Source organism: Pseudomonadota bacterium, from assembly GCA_026390555.1.
GTDB lineage: Bacteria > Bdellovibrionota_C > UBA2361 > UBA2361 > OMII01 > OMII01.
The window spans coordinates 1-22,214 of record JAPLFS010000023.1 but is presented as its reverse complement, the minus strand read 5'-3'; the positions used below and the strand labels follow the sequence as shown (position 1 = coordinate 22,214).

Annotated in this window: 16 protein-coding genes; 9 read left to right on the top strand and 7 right to left on the bottom strand. The window is 50.5% G+C overall.

Going from position 1 to position 22,214, the window contains the following annotated elements; all coding sequences use genetic code 11:
- The first annotated feature begins 171 nt into the window (after positions 1 to 171).
- The 3 genes from secA to NTV65_02240 all read left to right on the top strand — a co-directional run bounded on the left by secA (position 172) and on the right by NTV65_02240 (position 5,809).
- Positions 172 to 2,907 (top strand): preprotein translocase subunit SecA, encoded by a 2,736-nt coding sequence (gene secA / locus NTV65_02250; GenBank protein ID MCX6114024.1) that lies wholly within the window; start codon positions 172 to 174, stop codon positions 2,905 to 2,907.
- On the top strand, positions 2,904 to 4,073 hold the full coding sequence (hemW, locus tag NTV65_02245) for a radical SAM family heme chaperone HemW (protein MCX6114023.1): 1,170 nt from the start codon (positions 2,904 to 2,906) through the stop codon (positions 4,071 to 4,073). Before secA ends, hemW begins: the two co-directional genes overlap by 4 nt.
- Positions 4,074 to 4,603: 530 nt before the next feature.
- Positions 4,604 to 5,809: an MFS transporter gene (locus NTV65_02240; protein MCX6114022.1), complete on the top strand. Its 1,206-nt coding sequence runs from the start codon at positions 4,604 to 4,606 to the stop codon at positions 5,807 to 5,809.
- A 100-nt stretch (positions 5,810 to 5,909) separates the two neighbouring features.
- Here the strand turns inward: NTV65_02240 and NTV65_02235 are convergent, their stop codons facing one another.
- Entirely contained in the window at positions 5,910 to 6,485 is a 576-nt protein-coding gene (locus tag NTV65_02235) for a hypothetical protein (protein ID MCX6114021.1), read from the bottom strand.
- Positions 6,486 to 6,607: 122 nt separating this feature from the next.
- A complete protein-coding gene (locus NTV65_02230; GenBank protein MCX6114020.1) occupies positions 6,608 to 7,570 on the bottom strand; it encodes an alpha/beta fold hydrolase in 963 nt (320 codons plus the stop codon).
- A gap of 177 nt (positions 7,571 to 7,747) precedes the next feature.
- On the opposite strand from NTV65_02230, the gene NTV65_02225 reads away from it, so the two are divergent.
- From NTV65_02225 to NTV65_02215, 3 genes are all read left to right on the top strand, one after another.
- On the top strand, positions 7,748 to 10,033 hold the full coding sequence (locus NTV65_02225; GenBank protein MCX6114019.1) for a DUF2298 domain-containing protein: 2,286 nt from the start codon (positions 7,748 to 7,750) through the stop codon (positions 10,031 to 10,033).
- Complete coding sequence (locus NTV65_02220; GenBank protein MCX6114018.1) at positions 10,030 to 12,333, top strand: DUF2298 domain-containing protein; 2,304 nt, start codon at positions 10,030 to 10,032, stop codon at positions 12,331 to 12,333. Before NTV65_02225 ends, NTV65_02220 begins: the two co-directional genes overlap by 4 nt.
- Positions 12,334 to 12,743: 410 nt before the next feature.
- On the top strand, positions 12,744 to 13,433 hold the full coding sequence (locus NTV65_02215) for an HAD family hydrolase (GenBank protein MCX6114017.1): 690 nt from the start codon (positions 12,744 to 12,746) through the stop codon (positions 13,431 to 13,433).
- A 187-nt stretch (positions 13,434 to 13,620) separates the two neighbouring features.
- Here NTV65_02215 and NTV65_02210 read toward each other — a convergent pair whose 3' ends face one another.
- The 5 genes from NTV65_02210 to NTV65_02190 all read right to left on the bottom strand — a co-directional run bounded on the left by NTV65_02210 (position 13,621) and on the right by NTV65_02190 (position 18,787).
- The gene (locus NTV65_02210; GenBank protein ID MCX6114016.1) at positions 13,621 to 13,818 is read right to left on the bottom strand and encodes a DUF2283 domain-containing protein; all 198 of its coding nucleotides are present in this window, start codon (positions 13,816 to 13,818) and stop codon (positions 13,621 to 13,623) included.
- A gap of 6 nt (positions 13,819 to 13,824) precedes the next feature.
- The gene (locus NTV65_02205) at positions 13,825 to 14,061 is read right to left on the bottom strand and encodes a hypothetical protein (protein ID MCX6114015.1); all 237 of its coding nucleotides are present in this window, start codon (positions 14,059 to 14,061) and stop codon (positions 13,825 to 13,827) included.
- A gap of 151 nt (positions 14,062 to 14,212) precedes the next feature.
- Positions 14,213 to 16,258 (bottom strand): TIGR03663 family protein, encoded by a 2,046-nt coding sequence (locus NTV65_02200; GenBank protein ID MCX6114014.1) that lies wholly within the window; start codon positions 16,256 to 16,258, stop codon positions 14,213 to 14,215.
- Between the two features lie 51 nt (positions 16,259 to 16,309).
- The gene (locus NTV65_02195) at positions 16,310 to 17,683 is read right to left on the bottom strand and encodes an NAD(P)/FAD-dependent oxidoreductase (GenBank protein ID MCX6114013.1); all 1,374 of its coding nucleotides are present in this window, start codon (positions 17,681 to 17,683) and stop codon (positions 16,310 to 16,312) included.
- A gap of 75 nt (positions 17,684 to 17,758) precedes the next feature.
- Positions 17,759 to 18,787, bottom strand: coding sequence for a glycosyltransferase family 2 protein (locus NTV65_02190; protein MCX6114012.1), 1,029 nt, complete (start codon positions 18,785 to 18,787; stop codon positions 17,759 to 17,761).
- A gap of 157 nt (positions 18,788 to 18,944) precedes the next feature.
- Here NTV65_02190 and NTV65_02185 point away from each other — a divergent pair, with 157 nt between their 5' ends.
- The 3 genes from NTV65_02185 to NTV65_02175 form a co-directional block, all read left to right on the top strand.
- Positions 18,945 to 20,063, top strand: a complete 1,119-nt coding sequence (locus tag NTV65_02185) for a tetratricopeptide repeat protein (GenBank protein ID MCX6114011.1) — start codon at positions 18,945 to 18,947, stop codon at positions 20,061 to 20,063.
- A 115-nt stretch (positions 20,064 to 20,178) separates the two neighbouring features.
- Entirely contained in the window at positions 20,179 to 21,618 is a 1,440-nt protein-coding gene (locus tag NTV65_02180) for a glutamine synthetase family protein (GenBank protein MCX6114010.1), read from the top strand.
- 41 nt (positions 21,619 to 21,659) lie between these two features.
- Positions 21,660 to 22,214: hypothetical protein (locus NTV65_02175; protein MCX6114009.1), on the top strand; the 555-nt coding region annotated here is incomplete at its 3' end.

Sequence of the window (22,214 nt, the reverse complement as noted above, 5' to 3'; positions counted from 1 at the left end):
TTCGAAGTTTCATAGGTAATTCGATTGGTCGTCCCCTGATCGGGGACGGCAGATTTTGTGACCAGTTAATGTTTTCACCCCCGATTTGCTCCGCAAATCGGCCCCTTAGGGGCTATTGAGTGTCATTACCGTATGCGAATATTTATGGAATATGCTGACTAGTTACCAATTATGTTAGTTTACCTGGCAAAAAAGATATTCGGCACTCGTAACGATCGTATCCTCAAGTCCCTTAAGCCGGTCGTCATGAAGATTAACGATCTCGAGCGCACGTTTGAGCCGATGAGCGATGAAGATCTCCGTGCTCAGACTACGCTCTTTAAGGAGCGGCTCGCCAACGGAGAGACGATCGATTCTCTTTTACCGGAAGCCTTTGCGGTTGTGCGTGAAGCCAGCCGTCGTGTGGTTGGCATGCGGCACTTCGATGTGCAGCTTATCGGTGGCGCAATTCTGCATAAAAATATGATCGCTGAGATGAGGACCGGAGAGGGCAAGACCCTCGTAGCGACGTTGCCCTCCTATCTTAATGCGCTAACTGGCAAGGGGGTGCACGTTGTAACCGTCAACGACTACCTCGCTAAACGTGATGCTGAGTGGATGGGTAGGATTCATACATTTTTGGGCCTCTCGGTTGGCTGTGTCTATCACGGCATGAACGAGGAGGAGAAGAAGCTGGCATACGATGCCGATATAACTTACGGACAGAATAACGAGTTCGGATTCGACTACCTGCGCGATAATATGAAGTTCTCGGCGAGCGAGATGATGCAGCGTGGGCACTACTTCGCAATAGTTGACGAAGTAGATTCAATCCTAATCGATGAGGCGCGTACTCCACTCATCATATCGGGGCCAGCTGAGGAGTCGACCGATAAATACCTGCAGATTAATAAGATCGTACCGCACCTGGTTAAAGGTAGCGATTTTGAGATGGATCTTAAGAGTAAACAGCCCAATATGACCGAGAGCGGAATCAAGAACGCTGAGCGATTACTCGGCGTTGATAATCTCTACGATCCATCGAACATAGAGGCTCTGCACCATCTGACCCAAGCGCTACGCGCGCACACATCATTTGAGCGCGATGTTGATTATGTGGTCCAGAATGGGCAGGTCATTATCGTTGATGAGTTTACCGGACGTCTGATGCCTGGGCGCCGCTGGTCAAACGGGCTACATCAAGCGATTGAGGCCAAGGAGGGTGTGCAGGTAGCGCGCGAAAACCAAACACTCGCTTCGATTACCTTTCAGAACTATTTCCGCATGTACGAGAAGCTCGGCGGTATGACCGGTACAGCAGACACGGAGGCAGCAGAGTTTAAGCAGATATATACCCTTGAGGTTGCGCTTATTCCGACCAACCGTAACATGCTTCGTCGCAACCACGTTGATCTGGTTTATAGGTCTCGTCGTGAAAAATACGACGCAGTTGTGCACGATATCGCCGAGATTCACGCTAAAGGTCAGCCGATCCTGGTTGGTACTATCAGTATAGATCAGAGTGAGCACCTCTCTAAAATGCTGACCGCTAATAACGTTCCGCACAACGTGCTAAACGCCAAGCAACATCAACGAGAGGCTGAGATTATTGCGCAAGCTGGCAGCTTTGGCGCGGTTACGATCTCAACCAATATGGCGGGACGCGGTACGGATATCTTGCTTGGAGGAAATCCTGAGTTCCTAGCAGCTTCTGAGGCTAAGACCCGCGATCCAAACGACGTGGCTTTTCAGCAGGCCTTGGTGCGTCATCAAGAGAGCTGCAAGCAGGAGCATCAACGAGTAGTTGAGGCGGGCGGCCTGTTTGTAATGGGCACGGAGCGACACGAATCAAGACGTATCGATAACCAGCTGCGGGGTCGTGCAGGCCGTCAAGGAGACCCGGGCGAATCTCGATTCTACATCTCACTTGAAGACGATCTGATGGTCCGCTTTCAGGGCGAACGGCTACAACAACTTATGTCTCGTATGGGTTGGGAGGAGGGCATGGCGCTCGATAACTCCCTGATGAGTCGCACCATAGAGGGCGCGCAAAAGCGTGTTGAGGCGATGCACTTTGAGAGCCGTAAGCACGTCACTGAATACGATGACGTTATGAATAAGCAGCGGCAGGTGATCTATAATCTGCGCGCGCGAATTCTTCGTAATGAGGGGGTGCGCGCAGAGATTATTGAGATCCTGGACGACCTGATAGAGGCCTCAGTTCAGAATATATGCGATCAACGCAGCAAGCCGATGGATTGGGACCTGGCCAAGCTAGCAGAGCACTTTAAGTTTATTACTGGGCGTGAGTTTGAGTTTCCAAGCGAGCTTAGCCTCGATCAGCAGTCGGTCTTTGACACTCTGCGCGAGCGAGCACGAGAGCTTTATGAAGGTCACGCGGCCGAGCAGAGCGCAAAACTTGTCGGACTGAGCGCCATCGGGGTTGCGCCACAGCTTAATCGGGGTGCAATTGAGCAGGGTACCTTAATAGGGTTTGAGTTTGTTGAGCAGGATACGATGCTTGAGGGGGTTGATTCTCACTGGAGGCAGCACCTGCAGGAGATGGACTATCTGAGAGAGGGTATCGGACTACGCGGCTATGCCCAGAAGAATCCGCTCCATGAGTATCAGAAGGAGGGCTTTGTGCTCTTTCAAGCGATGCTTGAGGAGATGAAGACCAACGCGGTGCGCCGTCTTATGTATCACGACGTTCCCGCGGTAGAGCAGGTCGTGGCACATATCGAAGAGGAGCGCCGCCGACACGCCGAGCGTGAGAAGCAGATGCAGCTTACGCACGGTACTGAGGTCGAGGAGGGGGAGGATACAGAGCAGCCTGAGCAGTCAGTAGGTGGGCAGCGATTGCCTGAGGATGAGCGTACTCGACTGGAGGCTCAGAGAAAGGCTCGCCGCAAAGCCTCACGGCGATGATTGAGCGCCCGTTCTCGCTCTATATTCATGTGCCGTTCTGCTCTAAGAAGTGCCCGTACTGCGATTTTAACACCTACGCTACGCCAGCTCTTCCGGAGCTTGAGTATGTCGATGCGCTATGTAGGGAGCTCTCGTCTTACAGGGCAGATGCGCGCTTTATTACCAGGCCGATACGTTCGATATTTTTTGGAGGAGGAACGCCCTCACTCCTTAGTCCGGAGGCTATAGGAAGGATTATCAGTTATGCAGGAGAGCTCTTCGCGCTCGATTGCGATGCTGAGGTCACATTAGAAGCGAATCCATCGCAACCTGAACGTGCACGTTATGAAGGCTACCGTTCGAATGGAGTAAATCGGATAAGTTTCGGCGTGCAGTCCTTTGACGCTGCGCGCCTTAAGTTGCTCGGTAGGGATCACTCCGCAGAGGATGCAAGCAACGCTGTAGGAATGGCGGTAGCTGCAGGGATTTCAAACGTAAGTATCGATATTATCTTCGGAGTTCCTGAGCAGAGCATCGATCAGCTCCGCTATGACCTTGCATGCGCAGTGGCGCTCCCCATCACGCACCTTTCAACTTATGCGCTCACGATTGAGCAGGGTACTCCATTTTTTCAGCGAGAGCGGCGTGGGCTACTACACATGCCACCTGAGGATGATGTAGTGGAGATGCTCCGTATTATTCCACACGATCTAGCCGCCGCCGGATTTAAGCGCTACGAGATCAGTAATTATACCAAACATAATTACGAGAGTGTTCATAATAGCGCCTACTGGGTTGGGCAGGACTATCTCGGCATCGGTGCCGGTGCACACAGCTATGTAGCGACCTATAACGGGGAGCAACGGGTCAGTGCCGATCGCTGGAGTACCTTCGCTTTGCCCGCAGAGTATATGAAGCGCGTTGCTGCGGGCTCGGCGCTCTCGTGGCGTGAGACCCTAGACAGTAAGGCCCTGAGCTTCGAGTTCTTTTATCTAGGGCTACGCCGGTCAGAGGGGGTCTCAAAGTTGGCCTTCGAGCGCTACTTCGGTGAGCCTTATGCAGTGCACTACGGCGAGCTTATAGAGCAGCTTCAAGAGGGCAGCTTCATTCAGGAAGAGGGGGATGCAATTAAGCTCACTGAGAAGGGAATCGCGCTCTCAGATTCTATCTTTGAGCGCTTCGTATAGGGCTAGAAATCTAATTTATAGATGTCTTCGATCTGACTACCAGGCTCAATAGTATAGAGGCTTTTAAATCTGAAATATTTCCCCCATAGCAGTTCAGAGTGTGCTACACTATCCAACATGAGATCGTTTTTTACTTCTATAACCTGTGTCGATGCGCCCAAAGCGATGCCCTTTTCAGGGGTTCGTAGGGTCGTGCCCGCAACTGTGATTAGTCACGGCTATGCGGGCCAGGCGACCTATGTGGGCGGTCTATCTAATACCGGAGATCTGGCTAATACCGGATATCGGGCCAAAACCGGAGATCGCACAGGCCACACTAACCCCTTCGCACAATTGAATACGAGTAGAAGTTTCCTATCCCCTGCGTCCAGCTAACTAGTTTCCCTATCCATACATACTTATATTCAGAGCGGTTTCTATCCGAAAGCGGGCCCTTTATTCCATAGGGCCGTATTCTTAGCGCTAATTATAAACCAACAACATTCAACTCGTTAACTGGGCGTAGGTGTTCAGTAACTAAGGAGGTTAAAATGTTTAAGTTGTGTGTTCTTTCTATGCGTTCTCGTGGGCGCTTGTGGTGGAATCTGCCGGTGTGCGTTGCTATTGCAACGCTCAGTGGTGTGATGGGGATCGTTATGCCGATGCTCATGCCGTACTGGGTTAAGTACGGGCTGACGCCCGGCATGATCTGGTTTCTGCAAGGGGCGTTCGCTGTCACTTTAGCGCTCTGCATTATCCCTACGGGATATCTGGCAGATGTTAAAAGCCGCAAGGCGTGTCTCATGATCGGTGTGGCGCTGTGTCTCGTAGGAGATCTGATCTATGCCTATGGAAGCTCCTTTGGGGAGTTTCTAACGGCGGAGATCCTGCTCGGTGTTGGTATGGCCTTTACGGCCGGTGCGGATGGAGCGCTGCTCTACGATACCCTCGTGGTTCGTAAAGAGAGCAAGAGCTTCGCGTGCTGGGCTGCATGGGGGGCTGCTGGCATGTTCGTTGTCAGCGCTCTTGCTAACTTGAGTAGCGGGTTCCTTGTCGAGATTAACGAGCGCTTGCCGTTCCTGGTTTCAGCGAGCTTTATGGTACTCCAGCTTTTGCTGGTCTTTACCCTAAAGGAGCCGCCGACAATCAAGGAGAAGCGTTTGGTGAGCGTCAGGCAACTAGCAGGGGTGTTTCGTTTCTGTATCCTAGAGAACTTTAAGTTACGATGGATTATCGTAGCGTGGAGCGTTCTAGGGGTAGGTTCGTGGCTTGTAGTTTGGTTCTATCCGATCTACTTCGCGGGCTCTGGATGGTCGGTTAAGGAGCAGGGTAGGATTTTTGCGTTCTATCAGCTCGTAGCCGCAGTTGCGTCGCTTGCGGCCAGGCGGTTCAAAAACACTCACTCGGTGCTATCTAGCATCTTTGTGGGGTTTGCGATCTGTCTGGTGCTTGGCCACATGTTGTTCGGTCTACTGCTTGTATCCTGGGGGTTTCTCTTTGGAGCGTTACACCAGGTATGTCGAGGAGCGGTGCCGGTTGTCTTTAGTAGTGCGTTGCACCACCAGACACCGTCACATATCCGAGCAACCGTATCGTCGATTCAGGGGGCGTTGGCAACAGCGCTCTATGGAGTCGTCAATCTGAGGCTCGGGTATGCTGCAGAGGCGTTCGGTTTTCAAGCGGTTCTGTTGTCGGTAGGCTTGGGAGTTGCGGGTATCTCCGTACTAGTCTGGGCATATCGACCAAGAGCCATGTAGAGAAGGTTATAGGTTGGTGTAGGAAGCAATTCTTACACCAACCTGGACCCTCCGCCCATCTATTAGGATCCTCAATTATGGCCCGATTATAGTTACGTGCTTAGCGACTAAATGAAGAGCCTGCGCCATGCTTAGCAGGGGATTTAAACGGCGCTACTGGGTCGATCTTTATGTTAGGGTTGTTTGGGGCTACGACCTTACCGCTAAGATCAAAGAGAACGCCTAGCATGGGCCTCTCGCGGAGCGTGATTGCTTGAGCCTCCTTCCAGAGCTCTAGATCTCGCATCCTAAAATTAAGCACGCTACCATTTTCTTTGACGCTCATCTCAAATGAGAGCAAACCTTGAGTTGTTCCGGAGGCTCCCAAGACCTCTTTAAAGGAGGTGCTAAGCTCGCCGTTGGAGGCAAGGTATACGACGTTATTCATGCCGAGACTGTGGGCGACGTTAAAGGCGTATTCGCGCTCACGAGCAAGGTCAGCAGAACGGGCCGCAGCCTGGCGCTCGGCCATGGATAATGAGGGTAATTGCCCTATAAGTGCCCCAGTGTTTGGTCTATGCGCAGCGCACCCCTCTCCAAGCATTAACGCAAGTGCCGCAACCGTAGGGTTAACGAGGCGCGAAAAAATATCACCCGCAGCAACTGGTTTAATATTAGGTGGAACTACCTCTGGCATAACAATATTCTCTAATCCGTGGAGGCCCTTTAATGCCTAATGTTACACTGTTTTATAATCTTATTCATATGTGCGAGTAAAGTGTGCCTTAAGAGGGGTAATTATATTGCTTATCTGAGTTGTTACAAGGGGTTAGCAAGAAACTGAACAGTTCGCTCCTCGGTCCAAGTTGTACGGAGATTAAGGGAGGAGATGAACCCAACATGGCCGCCGTGTTGCGGGGTCTCAAGATAGAGGGAGCGACTTGAACGGGCCTCTTCAGATGGGAAGCATTCAGGGGATAGAAATGGATCGTCCAGGGCGCTGACAGCCAGGGTGGGGATTGAGATGCCAGCAAGATAATGCTTTGAGCTGCAGCTATCCCAGTAGTGATCAACGGAGTCAAAGCCGTGCAGAGGAGCTGTAAAGCGAGCGTCGAACTCTCTAAAGGTACGCATCTCTGAAAGACCGCTAAGATTAAACAGCTCTGGAAATCGAGCGGCCTTCTCTATCATACGAGACCGGAGCGGCTTTAAGAGATAGCGCATGTAGAGGGCGTTAGAAGGTTTTGCCAATACATCGGCGGAGCCGCGCAGATCCATCGGTACAGAGATGGCCACAGCGGCCTTAATACGGGGAGAGATGCTACGGCGCTCCTCTCCCAGATACTTAAGAAGGATATTCCCCCCGACGCTAAAACCGATCAGAACTATAGGGCCAATATGTTTTGAGTGCGCATAAGCCAGGACGGCACGCAGGTCGTCGCTCTGACCACTATGATACCAAGTGGCGAGTCGGTTGCGCGCGCTGCCACATCCCCGCATATTCCAGGCCAGCACATCAAAGCCCGCTAACTGCAGGGCGTGCGCCATGCCCCGTACATAGCTACTTTTGGTTGAGCCCTCAAGTCCATGATTAATAACTGCGAGGGTAGTTTGATTAGAACGGAGCCAGTCGAGCTCAAGCATATCGCCATCTGCTAGCTCCAGTATCTCGCGAAAGAAGGGCTGCATTGCAGTACGACGTGCGATCGATGGTAGGACGGTCTGTAGCGTTGCGTTTCTAACGATAGCGCTAGGCTTAAATGTAGATTCAACAAGTGGCATAGGCGAAGTGTAACACAAGAGCTGAAGTTGCCACATTTAGAGGGGCGTGGGTGTTGCATAACTATTTACTGGGTCTACCCGGATAACATGGTTACCCAAATAATGGGGGTAGCGTGTGATAAGGACCTTACGGTACAGATACAGAATGAAGTTAATCGTCTAGTATAGCTTTCTATTGTGCAAAACCTTGGTTTGTTAGATCTCCTACTCTGGCTCCTTGTGCTTGAGGTGCTCAGCTTTGCTGTGTTGCCCTATATCGCCTGGATGGCCCCTAAGGCACCCGACCGTGGGTACGGCTTATCTAAGGTATGCGGGGTCTTCGTTTTTTCTGGGTTGTGTTGGCTTTTAACCCTGTGGGGACTTGCGGGCGAGGGCAACAGCATCATTATTCTGACCTTTGTTGTGCTTATATTCGCCGGCTATATCGGATATGCTCGTGGGCTACTCTCAATGCGCGAACTGCGCGAACTGCTGAGGCGTTTTGCCGTGCCTGTAGAGGGTGTTTTCCTGGGCCTGACTCTATTTTTCGCAATTGTTAGGTTTTTTAACCCGGAGATCTTCTGGGGCGAGAAGCCGATGGACTCAACGCTCCTTAACTTCTTCGTTAGGAACGATCACCTGCCGCCACAGGATCCGTGGGCAGCAGGGAGCTCGATGAGCTACTATTATCTAGGGATCTATTTTATCGCAGCACTCCTCAAGCTAACCGGAATATCGGTTGCAGTTGGATATAACCTCGCTATTTCAACCATAGCCGGCCTGATCGGATCGTCGCTATTTGGGCTGCTGCTCCTACTTACACGCGCAAAGTCATTTGCAGCCTACGGCGCAGCTTTTCTGGTTCTAGCGAGCGATCCTGAGGTGCTACGGCTCGTATTTGTCGACGGGAAGAAGATTAACTTCGATACCTTCTGGGCCTCAACGCGCGTTTTTACGGCACCCTGTTTTCTTGAATACACCTCCTGGTCGCTGCTATTTGCAGACCTGCATGCGCACGTTATAGCGATTCCATTTGCGGTAACTGTGCTTGGTTTAGCAGCACTTGTCTTTCTTGATGGGGCTAGCCGGTATTCGTTACACGGTGCCTTTTTGCGCGCCCTACTTGGCTGCATGGTAGGAGCCCTTTTCGGTATCAATACCTGGGATTTTATTACCTTTGGTGCGGTGGTCGGAATCCTAGTCGTAACGGCCCGTATTCCGCTTTTTTGGACGCCACCAAACCATACAGATGGAACCAAGAGCCTTGGAGAGATAGCGCTCGTAACGCTCTTTACCCGCGCGGGCGCCTTTCTCTGGGACGCGCTTATTATCGGCGTATGCGCATGGTTAGCTGTCTATCTATATAGGCTCGGCGCTAACTTCAGGCCAGCAGGGGGCTGGGGCTGGGTCTATCACCCTGAGTTTAACTCGTTCCTGAAGCTTCTGCGGGTGCTTGGTTACTGGATGGTTGGAACGCTGCTCTCGATCTCAGTTATCGCTTTATTACGCACACCTAAAGCGAAAAAGTTCTCTGTACCGAATTATCTACTTGCCGCACTCCTGTTCATGGTAACGGTGTTGCCGCTTCTGCTTAGTATCTCTAAAGGTATCGGACATCAACCGTGGGGCACAGTTCTATACTGCGCAATCGTTGTAGCTGGTGCTTATCTTGCACTATGGGCGCGTTACGACTCAGATGAGAAGAAGCTTGTCTGTATATTTGTTAGCTTCGCTGCATTTTTGATCGTTATGCTGGAGCTATTTTATCTCCTTGACCGCATGAACACCCTCTTTAAAGGGTATATGGCGGTCTGGATCTTGGCGGGTATTTCAACTCTAGTCTGTGCGTACTACGCCTTTCAAATGCTAGGGCTTTACGGTGGGCGAAGAGTTCGACGATGCGCCACCGCGGTACCTGCCATCTTCGCTACCTTAATCCTGCTAGGGACTGCCTTTAATATTTGGGCAACGGTAACGTTAGATCGAGCTCCTAAGCGTCACTATACTCTAGATGGCCTCGCCTATCTTCCGGATATGGACATATACCGCGATGATGCCCAAGCGATCGCATGGCTGAATAAAAATGTTAAGGGCATCGCAGTAATCGTAGAGGCGCAGGGTGATAGCTATCGTGAGTTCACCCGTATCGCCATGCATACAGGGCTTCCCACCGTGATGGGTTGGGAGCATCACGTTAGGCAACGTGGCCTATCAGACGTGGAGGTCCCCGTTAGAAAAAAGGCGATTCGTACAATTTATACCAGTGAAGATCTAGAGCTTACCAAGGGATACCTGGCGCAGTACGGCGTAGATTTTGTTGTGATAGGTGCGATTGAGAGAACAAGCTATCGCCCGCTCATTCTGTCCAAGTTTGATGAACATCCGGAGATCTTTACGAAGGTGGCATCGTTCGGCAAAACCGATATCTACCGCACCTACCTTTCCAAGTTTAACCCGTCGTATATGAGTGGATTTAATAGATGAACACCCTCCTGCTTGTCGCCCTGCTGGGCGTTATTGGTTGCTTCTTTGCCGCACCGATCTTTGAGTTTGTTTTTGCTACGTTACTTCTAGCACCGCTGTTAAAGTTCCTGCTGGCGCGTATCCTACTCTCGCTAGGTGTTGTAGTCGGCACAGGTTGGCCGCAAGCAGCGCTATATCTGGTTGCATTTGTATGGGTGTTCGCCCTAACCGGCTACATCTTTGGCAAGCGTCAGAGAAAGATCTTAAGGGCAGAGTTCTATCCCCTCTTAATGTTCGCCGTGGTGTTTATCTCGGCCTATTGGATGTGCCTAATGTGGCCAGATTTTATTTCGATGGGGGAGCGTCTACGCGATTACGCTCTACTGACATCGGCGATCGACTCGCCCGTTGTACCACGTGAGCCGTGGATGGAGGGCGCAACGCTCAATTACTACGTATTCTGGTACCGATTTGGAGCGATGCTTAGCGCACTGCTGTATATTCCTGCCTGGGATGCATACCATACGATATTAGCCTTCTCATTGGCTTTTTACAGCGCCGTTATCTTTCAGGTTGTGCGTGTTGTTATTGGTGGTTCAGGGTTGCTCGCAACTTTTGCGTCCGTCGTTTTGCCGTTTGGTTCAAATATCGCCGGTGTAATGGGATGGAAACGAGCCGAGAAGGGCGGCTTCGTTCCTGATGAGGGTTGGTGGGGACCTTCGCGCGTAATTCGTGGTGCGATTGATGAATTTCCGGCTTGGTCGTTCCTGCTTGGAGATGCGCACCCCCATTTTTTAAACCTGGCAGCGTTGCCGTTCTTTATATTGATACTCTACTACATAGTTACTAGCGCTAGCTCTGTTTCAAGCCGTGCCCTGCACGCCGTAACTTTCGTACTGGCAGCCGCGCTCTTCCTAGTCGGCAGTAACGCCTGGGAGGTTCCGATGTGGTTAGGTACCGCCATCATGTTCGGCCTAGTTGCTTGGATAGTACTCCATTCTGAGTGGTATAAAGATCTCTTTATGTCGGTGCGCGAATTAGCGGACTTCGAAATGGTTAGAGGGATTACGCTGCTATTCGTTGTTGTAGTGGGGGCCTTTATCGCCAATCTTTTGCGCACACCAGATCAGTGGGGGAAGAGCCTTACGGCGCTCCTTTTTTCGACTGCCTTTGCCGCAGCACTGTTTCCCTGGAAGGCCCGTTTCTTTGAGCGCAGCATCAAGGCCATTGGCCGCAGCTTTGATCTGATAGTAGTGGCATCATGGACCGTAATCTTTGCAGCACTTATACTATCAAGTAACCATATCTCCTCCGGTGAGGGCGGAAAGCTAGAGTTCGTACGAGAGCCCGTTTTTCTTACAACGATTGGAGAGCTCTTTACACACTGGGGGTTCCATCTATTTTTCCTCTCAGTTGCGACCATATTATTGTTCGAGCTATCGCTCTCTACCCTCTTTATATTTATTTTTATGGCGGTAACGTTGCTTTACGAAAAAGCAGCGCTCTTTATCTACGTTCTGATCGGATTGCAGCTCCTAAGGCTCTTTACTGAGAAGCGTAGGGAGCCTACCTGGCGCGTTATCTTTAGCGAGGGGCTTGTTATCTGTAGCCTAGGGCTGCTGCTCTTGCCTGAGATAGCCTTCCTTAACGACTCCTACGGAGGAGACAACGAGCGCATGAACACCATCTTTAAGGTCTATACAACGGCCTGGGGACTACTTGGACTCGCTGCCGTTGGATTGTCCCATAGAGTTTATGTGCAATACCGCGAGCGGCTTAACTATATCGCCCCTGGGTTGCCGGCTGCAATCGCCGGATTCTTGGGGGTTGTGGTGCTGATAGGATCGGCTCGTTTGTATACCCATACCCTGCCGATGAGGAAGATAGAGCAGAGGTCACCGCAACGGTGGAGCGAGGGGCTTGGAATTCCGGATAAGGAACATCCAGGGTCCGCTACGATTATTAGGGTACTGCGCGATAAGCCGCACGGCCGTGTGCTTGAGGCGCAGGGTAATCCCTATAGCTATACCAGCTTCGTATCAACCTTAGCGGGTCAGCCGTGCTATATCGGGTGGATAAATCACGTTGGCCTTCTTACCAAGAATCATGGGGAGACCGGGCGTCGTGGCAAGATTACCATCGAGATCTATAATGAAGCCGATTGCGCTGTACGCAAAGCGATCGCAGAGCGGGAGCAGATTCGCTACATCGTCGTTGGTACGCTTGAGAACAAAAGGTACTCGGGTGCTTCAAGTAAGGACTACTCCTGCTTTACGCAGGTTACGCACGATAGAGATTATACGCTTTATCAGGTTGGGTAGTAGGAGAAAACTGTTACTTGCTAGCGGCTTACAAAGTCCTTGGTACATAAGCCAAGAATACACGCTATTTATGGCACATGATCCACGACTTTTTATAGGAGTAGTAGATGGTTAGCATAGCGTGTAATAACAAATGGTTAGCTGATTTTAACGCAAGTAAAACCTAGTAAGTTGGTTTGTGAACACATCGGAACTTGGCTACTCCTGGTCGATCAACCTTGATTGCGATTGTCTAGAAAGTAACCCCGTCCCACGGCCAGTAAGTTAAGGGATATCTATCCGAGAAGTTTTGCGATATCAGAAGTGTCGTAAGGTGAGCTGATAGATTGTGTAAGTAGTGTTAAGAGAGCTGGGGAATACATTTTCAACGGAGTTGTGAAACGGTATCGGATCGAAGGATGATCTCTTTTATGAATAACGTCAAGCTTGCCATATTCGATTTTGACGGCACACTTGTGTCCTCCATCGACGGAATCGCAGTGTGTATGCAGTATGCGCTTAAGCGGTTCGGTTATGACACGCCTTCTCGTGACGAGCTCAGAGCAACCGTAGGAAAAACCCTCGAAGAATCCATCAGGATCTTAACAGCCTCCCGTTGTCCAGAGGCAGAGATTCCGATGGTAGTTCGTGCATACCGTGAAATGTACGTAGAAGTGTCATCGCAATATACAAATCTATTCGATGGTGCTGAAAGGGTTCTGACAACCTTTAAACGCAATGGGATAAAAAACGTTCTGGTCAGCAACAAAGGGAGTGTGGGCTTGTATCCATTGCTAGACAAGCTCCAAATTACTGGATGTTTCGATGTAGTGCTCGCGGCCGACCAAGTGTGTCACACGAAGCCATCAGCTGACTTGTATGAAACACACATTGCCAGTGCATTCCGTGAGATTCCGACTGACCAGACAATCGTTGTGGGCGACACAGCGACTGACATTCTTTTCGCGGATAATATTGGCGCTGTTAGCTGCTGGGCTTCTTATGGTTACGGTGATGCGGGTGAATGCATGAATTTGAATCCGAAGCACGTTATTGCCACTCTTGCGGATCTATTAACGATTGCGCGGCTTCCAGCACGGGAGCCCGGGCTAATGCCCTGATTGCGACGTGAACACACATTGGTAACACATATTGGTAAGCACACAGTGGTACGGGGTTACTTGCTAGTCCTGTTTTGCCTCTGTCTGTCCGAAAACGCTTTAGAGCTGATAATGCATGGTTTTCATCTGCCGAGGCGATCTTTTTCCAAGGCTTCTGATGCATACGGGTGAAAATGGGGAGAAAAACTCAGGCGGCAATTGTTTCATAAGAGAATTCAAGTTTCCCTTTCGCTTCTTTGGCATGTTCAATCGTCAAGCCAACAACTTTGCCATCTTTATCAAGCTCAAGCATGACATTATCATTAAGATCTTCTGTCTTTGCTGGCTCTCTATCACTTAATTCAATATAGAGGGTATCTGTGTCTTCAAAATATCTGACTTTCACTGAGTGTTACTCCTTATAGCTTCTATCAAAAAAAGCGTTATGCACGGTCTGGCCATCCTCAAGTATGATAACTCGGAGGTATTTGTCGCCAGCCTGAGCAACTTTCCCCCAGAGTCTAATTCTACCATCATCTTGCACTTTCTTTCTACTCGGATTTTTGAGAACCTCTTCAATCCATTCGTTAAGTATCAGTTCCCTATCTGGAAGTGTCCTACGGAACTCAAAATATTTGGTAGTTTTCATGTTTTATGATTATCGCCTTGTTTGAGGTATTGAGGAAAGAGGGTCATCTCTTACACACATTGGTACGGGGGCACTCCTGATCGAGCAACATGGATTGCCTAGAAAACAGCCCCGTATCTTGCGCGAGCGCTTAAACTGTAGTTCTTAAACGCTAGTCCTTAAACTTCGCCGTCTCCTTAGCAACCAGGAAGGTTGCGTAGGAGAAGCCAGAATCGCTCCACGGATAGTGATTGACTGAGTAACGCAGAAACTTCTTGAGGGTTACCTTCTTAAAGTCAGGTACCCACCAGCCACGCAGATTAATGCGACGGGAGTAGAAGCCAGCCGGGATATATCCGGCTTCAGGATTCTCCTTCCAGCTTAGGTAGATATAACTAAAATTCGGTATCTCTTCGGGCTTGATAGAGAACTTATACTCCTGGGGAATATTTCTAAAGTACCAGGTCAGGGGCCAGGTTGTTTCTCCCGTGGCATAAACCTTGGGCCGATATGCATTCCGCTCAAAGGTAGCTTCGTCGATAATCTGCTTGGCGGTCTCGGCCAACTCGTAGGTTGTATGAACCTGACTGAGGTACTCCGTCTCCTTGCCAGCGTAGACGTAGTTGGTTTGTACGGCAGCCCGTAGGGAGAATATAATGGCTATTATGGTCAACCACCGGCCAAGGTGTATATGACCAAGGAAGTTATCAAAGAGATCGGCCATCGCACAGGCAACTAAGAGAACCCCAAAGAGAATAAACACCCTATTTTCAAGGGAGAAGCGCTCCTCTTTTAAGCCCCACTGCTCAAGCACGAAGATAATACCAAGTATCATCGAAATTGTTCCGACCCATAAGAGCGCCTTTCTAACCGGGTAGGCTGCGTAGTTAATTGGATACTTTGTAAAGTAATCCTGAAAGAAGAGCGCCAGGTATGGCAGCCCAAAGACCAGGGGATACATCGAGAGCCAAGGCACCTTCTCGCCTAGATAGCTGTAAGAGAAAAATGTAGCGGTAAAGAAGTACCCCGCAGCAGCTAAGCCTCTTTCGCGGCGAAGCAGATGCTGAATCGTAACGAATGGAGCGTGAAAAAAGAGCAGAGAGAGGCCCACTATGTCGAGGTGATCCTTTAGTTTAAAGAACTGCCACAGTTTGTTTTCCTGGATTGTATTGGCATCGGTTACGAGACACGCTAGCACCGTCCCTGCAAAAACCAGTAGAGCGCAGAACTGAATCTCGGCACGGGCTCGTTTATAGAAGAGCGCTACATGGGTCAGGAACGCTACGAAGAATGGCAGCTCATACCAAGCCGTTACATAGAGGTGAAAGTTAAAGGGGCCCTTAATACGCTCCATCTTGTGATGCGCGCCCCAGTAGTCGATAGCAGCGCCACCGAGACCCTTGATAATTCCCTCTGGATAGCGAAATCCAGCGCCGTAGAACCAACAGTAGATAATGGCACACACTACGAACCCCAGCACGGTCTCCCAGATGTGAGCCGCAATATACCTTCCAGCACGGTGAGCTAGGGTGTCTTTCTCGCCCATAACTAGCCATTGAAAAAGGGCTTCAAAGATGAAGTATCCAACTAAGATGGCTAGCGATACAAAGACGTTCTCCTTGGTGCACCACTGAATCGTGATACCAAACATAACAAAGAAGGCTTTGAGAGGTTTAGGGGCGATCGTAAATCCGTACACCGTAAAGAGCATGCCAGAAACAACCCAGTAGTCCTCACGCAGGAATCTCGACCAATAAACTAAGGTTGGCGAGAGTGCGACGGCAGCTGTCAGGATTAAAACGGTAGAACGCTTGAAGTATGACCTGAATACGAAGGGCAAAAACATAAAGAGCGTCCCCATTATGCAAACGGGGGTGCGAGCCGCCCATAAGGAGTCTCCAAACATGGCGTAAATAAAGCGCATGCAGTTATAGAGCATCGGGCCGTGCAGCATCGGGTCGTACTTGTAGAAGTTACTATTCGGGAAATCGTAGAAGTAGCGACCGTACATGCCGTGTAGCGACTCATCGTGGTGGTATGGGCGCATATCAAGCAGGAGCCAGCGCAAAAGCAGTCCCAGCACCAGGATTAGTGAGAATAAGACCCACTCCCTGGCAAGAAAGAAGGATGTCCAGCCCTGAGACTCTGTGGTTATAGGAGCTGAATCTGCGGCGCCTGTTTGAGCGCTTGCTTGGTTTTTGGTTACTTTGTTATTCATAGGTAATGCCATCGTTCTCAGCGGTGTACGGCGCGGATCTTTCCGCTATATTTATGCTACGTTGCTTCTATTTTCGACTATGCAGTTATCTTCGGACTGCTCAACCTGACCGTTTGAAATTTCATTCAGGATCTGCTGAGCAACCCGGCGGCCATAACGCACCGCATAGTTGGTTCCTCTATCCTCAGGATAAATCTGAGCCATATTGCAGATCCACAAGGACTCCAATGGAGTCTTGAAGTCTGGAATCAGTTTCGAATATCCCTTAGTGATCACCGGCTGGCTATAGTGTGCCTTCCAAACGTGGTGTGAGAGTACCCAGGAGCGATCAAATTGCGGAAATATCTTCTGGATATATGGGATACAGTACTCGTACATCTCATCAGGGGTGAATGAAAATAACGCCTCACTCGTTGGCAGGTACTTTGAAAGATATACGATATGATCGCCGTTATAGTTCTCCTTCGGGTCGAGATTGGTGTGCTCGATAATCCCAACAAATGGGAATGAGGGATCGGCTACGTTAAGCCAATAGGTACTAGATAGAGAGCGATTAAGCCTTAATACTAGGCAACTATTCCCTAAAAACCTAATCTCCTCACAACGGGCGCGGTAATCAGCGGGCAGGGCGGGGGTCATCTGAAGAAACTGCGGTAGTGCTGTGGTAGAGAGCACTACATCCGCCATCTCGCGGCCTGCATCAGTTTCAACTCCGACAGCTACGCCGTTCTCTACGATCACGGAACGAACGCGGGTGTTAAGCTTAATAGTAACACCGCGCTCCTCAAGTGCTTTGCGAATGCCATCCGTTAAAGCTCCAAATCCTCCGCCGAAGTAGACCAGGCTCTCGCTTCCCTTCTTATTGCGGCTAGAACCACGCAGCTTGAGCTTGTTCCACATCCAGACCGCCGAGACGTTCGGCGCCTCAGCGCCGAACTTGCCCTGCATGAGGGGCTTCCAGATGGCGTTGTAAGCCCTCTTTCCGCCGATCTTTACAAGCCAGTCCTCGGCCGAGATATGCTCAAGCTTGCGCCAGTCGTTGATACGACGGGCTATTAGCGCCATAAAGCCGGTACGGATTCTGTCAATCAGGGGTAGTCCTGTGAACTTCAGCAGGTCAAGTGGACTAGCAAGTCGGAAGACCGAATTGGCGTAGTAGAGTCCGGTATTTGAGGACACATAGCGCTTTAGATGCGCCAGTCCAAGTTCGTCAATCAAATCTAGTATATCTACGTCGGATGTAAACCAGTGGTGGTAAAACTTCTCTGCCCGAATGCCCGGCATTAGCTCAAAGGTTCCTGCGAGTCCTCCAATATCGGAGTCCATCTCGTAAATAGTTACCTGGCAACCTGCGCGGCTTAGATCTAGTGCGGCTGAGAGAGCGCCGAAGCCGCCCCCGATAATCGCCACCTGTTTTGGAGTCATACGTTCTATCCTCATAGCTCTGTTTTTAGTAGTAAAAAAATTTAAAAATTATATCCATTTCTTTGTGGCGATAGCCTAAGAGGCTCTCTGTTGTAGCGCCGCTGTGTCGTTTGCTGTGTTGTTCGCAAGTGGCTCGCCCTGGATCTGATCGATTAGGTAAAGCGGTCTCTTCTGTCCCTGCTCGAAGATCCTGCCGACGTACTCTCCGAGGATTCCTAGTACCGTAAGTTGCACACCACCAAGGAGCAGTATTGAGGCCATGATAGAGGTATAGCCAGGGAAGTTTATCCCGCGCGCCTTAAGGATAAGGATCACGAATATATAGAGGAACGCCAGTGCTGAGGTGGCAACCCCCAGGTAGGAGGCGATGCGCAGAGGCGCAAAGGTAAATGAGGTGATCGCATCGATCGCCAGAAACAACGATTTCCTGAAGGGATACTTGGTGACTCCCGCAAAACGCTCAGGACGATCGTACATGAGCGCCTTCTGGTGGTGGCCAATCCACGATACCATGCCGCGCACAAAACGGTGGCGCTCACGCATCGACTGCAGCGCATTAACAGCGCGACGATCCATTAAGCGAAAATCTCCTGTATCACGAGGCACTTTAAGTCCGGCAACCTGTTCAAAGATGCGGTAAAAAGCAAAAGCAAAAAGCTTCTTAGAAAGGGGCTCCCCCATGCGTTGACGGCGTTGTCCGTACACGACGTCGTAGCCGTCTTGCCAATCTTTGATCATTAATGGAATCAGCTCAGGCGGATCCTGAAGATCGGCATCAAGGATAATAACTACCTCGCCCTGCGTTTGATCTAACCCACAGGTAATAGCGGTTTGGTGACCAAAGTTTCGAGCCAGGCGGATCGCTTTGATAAAGCACGACTCCTGCGCATAGGAGCCGATCATTTGCCATGTGGAGTCTTTGCTGCCGTCATCAATTAGCAGAACCTCGATCGGAAAGGTATAACCGGAGACCAGCTCCTTAAGTCTGCGGTACAGCTCCGGCAGGACCTCCTCCTCGTTATAACAGGGGATAACTAGGGACATGCTTTTCGGGTCGCGGTTACGCGGAGTTCGAGCTGAACAGGGGGACGCATTTATAGTCACGGCAAATCCTCACACAGAAGCTTCATGTAGTCCTTTGATATCACGGCCATTATGAGGGCCGCAATTAAGTGATGCGTTCTTTGACACTACGGATGCAGAGCTGGATCTTTAGTGTCAAATAGTTGATTCTATGCACTGTAACTATCGGAGAATAGGAATGGAATCTAATATAACAGTGTGTCGGCAGTGTGGGGTAAATGTCACAGCTATAATGCGGTTCTGTCCCTCCTGCGGCAGTAGCCTGACAAAGCGACCGCGCGGCTATTGGATAGCGCTAGGTGGAGTTGTAGCTGTGCTATTATCTGTTGGCATAGCCTTGCAGATCACTAGGCAGCCACCCCGTGCGGCGGCTACAACGCAGGTTACAGCGCATGCGCAGACCCAGAGTCAGCAATATACCGACGATCCGCAGATAGCTAAGATGCGCAGCGAGATCGAGGCAACGCCTGATGATCTGGCAAAGCTTAGAGTATTTGCTGGAATGCTTGGAGATAAGCTCCGCGCAGATCCTGGCGCTTCAAGCCCGCTGGTTTTTGAGGCGATCGATGTGCTCGGGAAGATTCTAAAGCTTGCGCCGAACGATCCAGGCGCTCTTGTAATGATGGCCGATGTCTCCTTTGATCAGAGAGCTTTTACAAAGTCACTCGATTTTTATGAGCGCTACCTGAAATTAGAGCCCCAGGATCTCGGAGCACGTGCCCGTTACGCCAGTACCCTGACCTTTCTTGGGCGTTTTGATGATTCTATTACGGAGCTGAACTCGGTTCTTAAGAGCGATCCGAACAACTTTCCAGCCATGGCGTATCTCGCCATAACGTATGCCCAGAGTGGGGATACGCCGAAAGCTAAGGAGCTAGGGGTTGGCGCTCTAAAGCTTGCGCCCTCCGATGATGCGCGTGCGCGCTTCTCGGCCTTCGTTAGCTCGCTTGATGGGGCGGCTGACCAACCGGTAGCATCTGCTGTGCGCGGAACTAAGGTGCAACAGGGGCAGGGGGCGGTGCCGCAACCAGTTAAGGTTGGCATAGATGGCTTTATCGCTATCGTACGAGCTAATCCGATAGCTGGACCTAAGTTTGTGCAGCATGAGGCTAGTACGGGCGGATCTTTAAGACTTATCTTTAGAGACTTTCCGATGCAGCAGATGCCACCCTTTGCGAAGGAGAAGTTCTTCTCTGGGTTGCGTAAAGCGGCGACCGAAGCGCGCCTTGAGGGAATTAAAACGATAATCTTTGTTGATGCGCAGAGCGGAAGTGAGATGGAATCCCTCGCGCTCTAGATATGCCGTTTTGTACAGTAGAACACCGCTTAGTATGCTATACATCTAGAAATTTAGCCCTTGATGATGCTAAATAAGGTTAGCTATTAGAGTGTCTAGTATTAAACGAGGTTGCATGGATATCAGCTTGAGAAACTTCCTTGAAATTTCCTACGACGAATTAGAGCAGCTTAACCTCGAGGCCAAGGAGAAGGTGGAACACCGCACCTGTGAGAATGAGCTGCGGGAGTACTATCTCAAGTATCTGCAGGAAGAGAAGCGCATTAAGGCGGTCACGGTCTGTTTTACAGACATTGAGGGCCGCTTACACATGCTCGACTACGACAAGAAATATCTCGTTAAGTCGTACGATAATCTTACCTTCGACGGCTCCTCTGTGCGTGGATTCTCGGTTGTAAAGGAGTCCGACCTTAGACTTGAGATCGATTGGGGATCGTTTCGCTGGCTGCCGAGTGATGTCTTCGGGCCAGGCAAGGTGATGGTATTCAGCTTAATTAAGGATCGTGATGGACGTGGCTACATGTCCGATATGCGTAGCCGCCTAAAAGCCTTCAGTGATGATCTTTATACCGGGCAGGGAATTACGGCGAACATAGCTGTAGAGTGCGAAGGGTTTCTCTTTGATGGGCGCGATGCTGAGCAAAGTTTTAGCGACCTCGCAGGTTTTAAGCTTGTCTCTGGTAGTGGGTACTATAGCTCCCTTCCAAAAGATCCCCTTAAGATATTTATCGACTCGCTGGCGGAGGCGCAACGCGCCATGGCGTTCGAAAACGAGAAGGATCATCCTGAGGTTGCGCCTTCACAGTTTGAGCTTAACTATACCTACTGCGATGCGCTGCTTGCAGCCGATCAGGTGCAGCTCTATAAATTGACCGCGCGTCAGATCGCCGCTAATTCTGGACTAACCGCCTGTTTCCTACCGAAGCCGATCGCAGGCATCAATGGTAGCGGGATGCATACCAATCTATCGCTTTCGCAGAAGGGGAAAAACATCTTCTACGATCCGGCAGGTGAGGATGGACTCGCTGCGCCAGCGTGGGACTTTATTGATCGATTGCTCAACAACGCAAACGATATCTGCTTGATCATAAATTCAAGCGTTAATGCATATCGCAGACTCGATCCGAACTTTGAGGCGCCAAATCAGATCCGCTCCTCGCCGGTTGATCGCACCTCGATGGTTCGTATCCCACTAGGCAACGCTAAGTCGGCTCGCATCGAGGTTCGTACGGTCGCTCCGGATGCCAATCCATACCTGACCTTTCTTTCTATCCTGCACACTGGACTACGGGGACCAAAGAACGATCAACAGGTAACAGAGAACCGTCGTTCACGCACCCGCCTTCTGCCAGGAAACATCTACGATGCTATTCGACTCTGTAAGGCGAGCGATTATGTAACTGAGATGCTTGGCGAGATTCCGAAGGAGAAGTTCGTTGAGCGTAAGGTCGCCTCTGCCGATCGTTGTCCAAAGGAATTGGGCGCGCGGGTTAAGACCAGCGAGGTGATTTATCACCACGAGGTTTCAAACCAGCATATCTGGAACAACTTCTAGGACGAACTAAATAGACGCAGCTTAATTTGCAAAAGATGCCAGTGCCCCCTTCAAAACCCTCGGGTAGGACTATCCTGTGGGTCAATACGACCTACTTTGCCGAGGGCTTGCCGTACATGGTGGTACGGATACTTTCCAGCGTGTTTTTCACACAGCTCGGGGTTAAGGAGCGGTATCTTGGATACCTTAATTACCTCGGAATTCCGTGGAACCTAAAGTTCCTCTGGGCTCCGATTCTAGATGGTTGGGGCACGAAGCGAGCATGGCAGATTACTCTGCAGGCTCTGATCGGTGTTCTGACCTGTGTTATCGGGGGGCTCTCATTTATTGCGGCAACGGCCCCAGATCCTGAGCTCTATCTACATGCGATAGCCGCTATATTTATCGTGATGGCGTTTCTCTCGGCGACTAACGATGTTGCTATTGATGGGTACTACCTTGAGGCGCTTCCTAAGAGGGACGAGCAGGCGCTTCTATCCGGTTACCGAGTGCTAGCATATAGGCTTGCGATGGTGTTCTGCAGAAGCGGTATCGTTGGCTTGGTTAACTGGGTATCCGGTCGGTACATGCACGGCTCTCCGTACTATTCCTGGATG

Excerpts from the sequence above, each read along its gene's own strand:
- hemW (MCX6114023.1), top strand. The coding sequence starts at position 2,904 with ATGATTGAGCGCCCGTTCTCGCTCTATATTCATGTGCCGTTCTGCTCT.
- NTV65_02230 (MCX6114020.1), bottom strand. The coding sequence starts at position 7,570 with ATGCCACTTGTTGAATCTACATTTAAGCCTAGCGCTATCGTTAGAAAC.
- NTV65_02195 (MCX6114013.1), bottom strand. The coding sequence starts at position 17,683 with ATGACTCCAAAACAGGTGGCGATTATCGGGGGCGGCTTCGGCGCTCTC.
- NTV65_02220 (MCX6114018.1), top strand. The coding sequence starts at position 10,030 with ATGAACACCCTCCTGCTTGTCGCCCTGCTGGGCGTTATTGGTTGCTTC.
- NTV65_02205 (MCX6114015.1), bottom strand. The coding sequence starts at position 14,061 with ATGAAAACTACCAAATATTTTGAGTTCCGTAGGACACTTCCAGATAGG.
- NTV65_02235 (MCX6114021.1), bottom strand. The coding sequence starts at position 6,485 with ATGCCAGAGGTAGTTCCACCTAATATTAAACCAGTTGCTGCGGGTGAT.
- NTV65_02185 (MCX6114011.1), top strand. The coding sequence starts at position 18,945 with ATGGAATCTAATATAACAGTGTGTCGGCAGTGTGGGGTAAATGTCACA.
- NTV65_02215 (MCX6114017.1), top strand. The coding sequence starts at position 12,744 with ATGAATAACGTCAAGCTTGCCATATTCGATTTTGACGGCACACTTGTG.
- NTV65_02240 (MCX6114022.1), top strand. The coding sequence starts at position 4,604 with ATGTTTAAGTTGTGTGTTCTTTCTATGCGTTCTCGTGGGCGCTTGTGG.
- NTV65_02200 (MCX6114014.1), bottom strand. The coding sequence starts at position 16,258 with ATGAATAACAAAGTAACCAAAAACCAAGCAAGCGCTCAAACAGGCGCC.
- NTV65_02180 (MCX6114010.1), top strand. The coding sequence starts at position 20,179 with ATGGATATCAGCTTGAGAAACTTCCTTGAAATTTCCTACGACGAATTA.
- secA (MCX6114024.1), top strand. The coding sequence starts at position 172 with ATGTTAGTTTACCTGGCAAAAAAGATATTCGGCACTCGTAACGATCGT.